Source organism: Draconibacterium sp. IB214405 (genome assembly GCF_033963885.1).
Lineage (GTDB): Bacteria > Bacteroidota > Bacteroidia > Bacteroidales > Prolixibacteraceae > Draconibacterium.
This window is the reverse complement of the sequence record NZ_JAXBMA010000017.1, coordinates 1-5,222: the sequence shown is the minus strand read 5'-3', so window position 1 is coordinate 5,222 and position 5,222 is coordinate 1. Positions and strand designations below refer to the sequence as shown.

Here is a 5,222-nt window from a genome sequence, read left to right as displayed (position 1 = left end):
ATAAAACAACTTTGTTGATTTCTGAGAGACAAGTAAACCTGGAGCGAAAGATATTAAACTTTTTATATTTACAACGGAGAGTTTGATCCTGGCTCAGGATGAACGCTAGCGGGAGGCCTAACACATGCAAGTCGAGGGGCAGCATTACTTTCGGGTAGATGGCGACCGGCGCACGGGTGCGTAACGCGTATGCAACCTTCCTTGTACAGAGGGATAGCCCATGGAAACGTGGATTAATATCTCATAGTATCACAATTTCGCATGTTATTGTGATTAAAGCTTCGGCGGTACAAGATGGGCATGCGTAAGATTAGGTAGTTGGTGAGGTAAAGGCTCACCAAGCCGACGATCTTTAGGGGTTCTGAGAGGATTATCCCCCACACTGGTACTGAGACACGGACCAGACTCCTACGGGAGGCAGCAGTGAGGAATATTGGTCAATGGGCGCAAGCCTGAACCAGCCATCCCGCGTGCAGGATGACGGCCCTATGGGTTGTAAACTGCTTTTGTTTGCCAAGAATGTTACCTACGTGTAGGTATTTGACGGTAGCAAATGAATAAGGACCGGCTAACTCCGTGCCAGCAGCCGCGGTAATACGGAGGGTCCAAGCGTTATCCGGATTTATTGGGTTTAAAGGGTGCGCAGGCGGAACTTTAAGTCAGTGGTGAAATCTTGCCGCTTAACGGTAAAATTGCCATTGATACTGAAGTTCTTGAATGTAGTTGAGGTAGGCGGAATGTGTTGTGTAGCGGTGAAATGCATAGATATGACACAGAACGCCAATTGCGAAGGCAGCTTACTAAGCTACGATTGACGCTGAGGCACGAAAGCGTGGGGAGCGAACAGGATTAGATACCCTGGTAGTCCACGCCGTAAACGATGATCACTCGCTGTTTGCGATACACAGTAAGCGGCTGAGCGAAAGCATTAAGTGATCCACCTGGGGAGTACGATCGCAAGGTTGAAACTCAAAGGAATTGACGGGGGCCCGCACAAGCGGAGGAACATGTGGTTTAATTCGATGATACGCGAGGAACCTTACCTGGGCTTAAATGTAGATTGCATAAGGTGGAAACATCTTTTCTCTTCGGAGCTATTTACAAGGTGCTGCATGGTTGTCGTCAGCTCGTGCCGTGAGGTGTCGGGTTAAGTCCCATAACGAGCGCAACCCCTATCGTTAGTTGCTAGCAGGTAATGCTGAGGACTCTAGCGAGACTGCCACCGTAAGGTGAGAGGAAGGTGGGGATGACGTCAAATCAGCACGGCCCTTATGTCCAGGGCTACACACGTGTTACAATGGTCGGTACAAAGGGCAGCTACCAGGCAACTGGATGCCAATCCCTAAAGCCGATCCCAGTTCGGATTGGAGTCTGCAACCCGACTCCATGAAGTTGGATTCGCTAGTAATCGCGCATCAGCCATGGCGCGGTGAATACGTTCCCGGGCCTTGTACACACCGCCCGTCAAACCATGGAAGCTGGGGGTACCTGAAGTATGTGACCGCAAGGAGCGTCCTAGGGTAAAACTGGTAACTGGGGTTAAGTCGTAACAAGGTAGCCGTACCGGAAGGTGTGGCTGGAACACCTCCTTTCTGGAGCACAGGTTTAAAAGTTTTCTGTGACGAGATTGACAAAAGTTGTCCTTGCTTTTTTTAAAATATTACACAATGAGTTGCAAAGCGGGAGCTGCGCTAAAAGCCAAAGCTCAGCAAGCTTGGCGCTTAGAAAAAACAGTCCCGTAGCTCAGCTGGTTAGAGTACTACACTGATAATGTAGGGGTCCCCAGTTCAAGTCTGGGCGGGACTACTGTTTCGGGGGATTAGCTCAGTTGGCTAGAGCGCTAGATTTGCATTCTAGAGGTCAAGGGTTCGACTCCCTTATTCTCCACGAGAGGCTGAAAAGTCGAAAAAAGACCACAAAAAAGTGGCACGTTCATAGTAATAGTGAGCAAAAGATAATGCTGGTGCACAAACGAGATAAGGTTCGATTCCTTAATTATCTACACAAGTTGAAACAGGCAACTGTTTCTGTGCTTTAAAGTTCTTTGGCATGTTGGGAAAAAATTTTGATGATTACGAAAGTAATTATCGAGAGTCAAATCACAAGATAGAGACGACAATTTTACAAGAGATACAATTGAATCAATACGAGGATTCTCTAAAAAGAAAGTTACTAAGGGCGTACGGAGGATGCCTAGGCTCTCAGAGGCGATGAAGGACGTGACAAGCTGCGATAAGCTTCGGGGATTAGCAAATATGAATCGATCCGAAGATTTCCGAATGGGGCAACCCACCTGTAAAGGTATCCGCAAGGAGGCTAACCCGGGGAACTGAAACATCTAAGTACCCGGAGGAAAAGAAAATAATAATGATTCCCATAGTAGTGGCGAGCGAACTGGGAACAGCCTAAACTGGTATTGTTTCGGCAATGCCAGGGTTGTAGGGCTGCGACATGGAGACATATTTTGAACTGGAAAGGTTTTGGAAAAGCCTACCATAGACGGTGAAAGTCCGGTACAGGAAAGAAATACTATCCTAGCAGTACCCTGAGTAGGGCGGAACACGAGAAATTCTGTCTGAATCTGCCAGGACCATCTGGTAAGGCTAAATACTCCTGAGAGACCGATAGCGAACAAGTACCGTGAGGGAAAGGTGAAAAGCACCCCGAACAGGGGAGTGAAATAGTACCTGAAACCGTGCGCTTACAAGCGGTTGGAGTCCCGATTTATCGGGATGACAGCGTGCCTTTTGCATAATGAGCCTACGAGTTAGTCGTCACTAGCGAGGCTAAGCCCTTAAGGGGCGTACCCGAAGCGAAAGCGAGTCTGAATAGGGCGTAAAGTTAGTGGCGCTAGACGCGAAACCCTGTGATCTACCCATGGGCAGGTTGAAGTGTTGGTAACACAACATGGAGGACCGAACCAGGAAACGTTGAAAAGTTTTTGGATGACCTGTGGGTAGGGGTGAAAGGCCAATCAAACTGGGAAATAGCTCGTACTCCTCGAAATGCATTTAGGTGCAGCCTTGTGATAGTTTTGCAGAGGTAGAGCTACTGATTGGATGCGAGGGCTTCGCCGCCTATCAAATCCAGACAAACTCCGAATGCTGCAAAATGTTTCACAGGAGTGAGGGCATGGGTGCTAAGGTCCATGTCCGAAAGGGAAAGAACCCGGACCATCAGCTAAGGTCCCCAAGTGTATACTAAGTTGAACAAACGAGGTCTGATTGCTTAGACAGCTAGGATGTTGGCTTGGAAGCAGCCATTCATTTAAAGAGTGCGTAACAGCTCACTAGTCGAGCGATCGGGCATGGATGATAATCGGGCATAAGTATACCACCGAAGCTATGGACTGTACAATGTACAGTGGTAGAGGAGCATTCCAAACTGCGTTGAAGATGTGGCGTGAGCCATGTTGGAGTGTTTGGAAAAGCAAATGTAGGCATAAGTAACGATAAAGCGGGTGAGAAACCCGCTCGCCGATAGACTAAGGTTTCCTGATCAACGCTAATCGGATCAGGGTAAGCCGGGACCTAAGGTGTACCCGAAAGGGGAAGCCGATGGCAAGCAGGTTAATATTCCTGCGCCGCCTATACAATAAAAGTGACGGAGCGATGTAGCTGCTACGTGCTGACGGAATAGCACGTTGAGCCTAGCCTTCGGGCGAAGCGAAGTAGTGAAGTTGCTTCCAAGAAAAGCGAGTATAGGGCCCGTACCGTAAACCGACACAGGTAGTCAAGGAGAGAATCCTGAGGCGCTCGAGTGATTCGCGGCTAAGGAACTAGGCAAAATGACCCCGTAACTTCGGGAGAAGGGGAGCCTACCTCGGTAGGCCGCAGAGAAATGGCGCATGCGACTGTTTATCAAAAACACAGGGCTCTGCTAAATCGAAAGATGACGTATAGGGCCTGACACCTGCCCGGTGCCGGAAGGTTAAGTGGGGATGTTATCTTCGGAGAAGCATTGAAATGAAGCCCCGGTAAACGGCGGCCGTAACTATAACGGTCCTAAGGTAGCGAAATTCCTTGTCGGGTAAGTTCCGACCTGCACGAATGGTGTAACGATGTGCGCACTGTCTCGGCCGCGAGCTCGGTGAAATTGTAGTAACGGTGAAGATGCCGTTTACCCGCAACGGGACGGAAAGACCCCGTGAACCTTTACTGCAGCTTCGCATTGACTCTGGGTAAGTAATGTGTAGGATAGGACGGAGGCTTTGAAGCGGTTTCGCCAGGAATCGTGGAGCCATCCTTGAAATACGTCCCTTTGCTTACTTGGAGCCTAACCCTGTACAACCAGGGGACATTGCGTGGTGGGTAGTTTGACTGGGGTGGTCGCCTCCAAAAGAGTAACGGAGGCTTCTAAAGGTGCGCTCATGACGATTGGTAACCGTCAGTAGAGCATAATGGTATAAGCGCGCTTGACTGTGAGACCGACGGGTCGATCAGGTAGGAAACTAGAGCATAGTGATCCGGTGGTTCCGCATGGAAGGGCCATCGCTCAAAGGATAAAAGGTACTCCGGGGATAACAGGCTGATCGCTCCCAAGAGCTCATATCGACGGAGCGGTTTGGCACCTCGATGTCGGCTCGTCACATCCTGGGGCTGGAGAAGGTCCCAAGGGTTGGGCTGTTCGCCCATTAAAGTGGCACGCGAGCTGGGTTCAGAACGTCGTGAGACAGTTCGGTCCCTATCTGTTGTGGGCGTAGGAAATTTGAGAGGACCTGACACTAGTACGAGAGGACCGCGTTGGACATACCGCTAGTGTACCTGTTGTGGCGCCAGCTGCATTGCAGGGTAGCTATGTGTGGATGAGATAAGCGCTGAAAGCATCTAAGCGCGAAGCTCACCTCAAGATGAGATTTCCATTGAGGGCCGTAAGAGACTATTACGTTGATAGGCTGCAGGTGTAAAGATGGTGACATCAAAGCCGAGCAGTACTAATTGCCCGAAGACTTTCTACAATTAGTTTGTCCTTGTATTGAGAATTTGTACTCTCTTCCCAACTGCTAAAATATTTTATTGGTATTTTCTAACGTAAGAGTTAAGAAAGTAAGCCATGAAGTTTCGTTCTCCTTGTAGAGAACAGAACGAAAGATTTTAGGTGGCTATAGCGACGGGGTACCACCTCTTCCCATTCCGAACAGAGAAGTTAAGCCCGTCAGCGCCGATGGTACTGCGTAAAAGTGGGAGAGTAGGTCGCTGCCAATTTTATTAAGCCCGTGTTCA

Annotated in this window: 2 tRNA genes and 3 rRNA genes; all 5 read left to right on the top strand. The window is 49.2% G+C overall.

Features of this window, described 5'->3' with window-relative positions:
- Positions 1-70: 70 nt before the first annotated feature.
- The 5 genes from SLH46_RS21555 to rrf all read left to right on the top strand — a co-directional run bounded on the left by SLH46_RS21555 (position 71) and on the right by rrf (position 5,204).
- A 16S ribosomal RNA gene (locus SLH46_RS21555) occupies positions 71-1,592 on the top strand.
- 140 nt (positions 1,593-1,732) lie between these two features.
- Positions 1,733-1,806, top strand: a tRNA-Ile gene (locus tag SLH46_RS21550).
- A gap of 7 nt (positions 1,807-1,813) precedes the next feature.
- A tRNA-Ala gene (locus tag SLH46_RS21545) sits at positions 1,814-1,887 on the top strand.
- Positions 1,888-2,162: 275 nt separating this feature from the next.
- Positions 2,163-4,957, top strand: a 23S ribosomal RNA gene (locus SLH46_RS21540).
- Between the two features lie 136 nt (positions 4,958-5,093).
- Positions 5,094-5,204: ribosomal RNA gene (gene rrf / locus SLH46_RS21535) — 5S ribosomal RNA — on the top strand.
- Together the 16S, 23S and 5S rRNA genes with 2 tRNA genes alongside form the textbook arrangement of a ribosomal RNA operon.
- Positions 5,205-5,222 lie beyond the last annotated feature (18 nt).